Annotated in this window: 1 protein-coding gene; it reads left to right on the top strand. The window is 73.6% G+C overall.

Annotated elements, in window-relative coordinates; all coding sequences use genetic code 11:
• The coding region (gene cpaB, locus FV228_RS31230) for a Flp pilus assembly protein CpaB (protein ID WP_147857920.1) at positions 1–736 on the top strand (736 nt) is incomplete at its 5' end.
• Between the last annotated feature and the right edge of the window lie 97 nt (positions 737–833).

Here is an 833-nt window from a genome sequence, read left to right as displayed (position 1 = left end):
GCCGCCGCCGGCCCCGAAGGCCGAGCTGCCGCCGCCGCCTCCGGTGACCGAGGTGCTGGTGGCCGCCGCCGACATGCCCATGGGCCAGGTGCTGCGGGCCGCGGACCTGCGCTGGCAGCCCTGGCCGGACGCCGCGATGACGGCGGGCTACATCAGCCGCAAGGACAACGCGAAGGCGCTGGACGAGACGGTCGGCGCCTCCGTGCGTTCGGGCTTCCTCGCCGGCGAGCCGATCCGGGCGCAGAAGCTGGTCCGGCCCGACAGCGGGTTCATGGCCGCGATCCTGCCCTCCGGGATGCGCGCGGTCGCCATCGTCACCGACAGCCGCGGCACCAACTCCGCCGGCGGCTTCATCCTGCCCAACGACCGCGTCGACGTGATCCGCACCTTTCGCGACGACGCGAACTCCCGCGCCAACAACAGCGAGGTGCAGCTCTCCCAGACCATCCTGACCGATATCCGCGTCCTGGCGATCGGTCAGCTGATCCAGGAGAAGAACGGCACCAACGTCGTCACCGGCGAGACCGCCACGCTCGCCGTCACCCCCGCCCAGGCGGAGACACTGACACTCGCCCAGAAGGTCGGCTCGCTGTCGCTGTCGCTGCGCAGCCTCGCGGATGCGGGACGGCCGCCCGAGCCCCCCGAAGCCCAGCCGGGCGAGGCCGCGATGGCGCAGACGCCCGAACCCGGATTGACCGTCGTGCGCTTCGGCGTCGCGCGGCAGCAGACGCCGTGATCCCCATGACCGACCTGCCGACCCTCCTCCGTCCGGCGCGCGTCCTCGCGCTGCTCGCCCTGGTGGCCGGGGGCCCCGCCCTCGGGCAGGAACGGCC

The sequence above is a fragment of the Methylobacterium sp. WL18 genome (assembly GCF_008040015.1).
Classification (GTDB): Bacteria; Pseudomonadota; Alphaproteobacteria; order Rhizobiales; family Beijerinckiaceae; genus Methylobacterium; species Methylobacterium mesophilicum.
The sequence above is the reverse complement of the archived record's forward strand: the minus strand, read 5'-3'. Positions and strand labels throughout refer to the sequence as shown.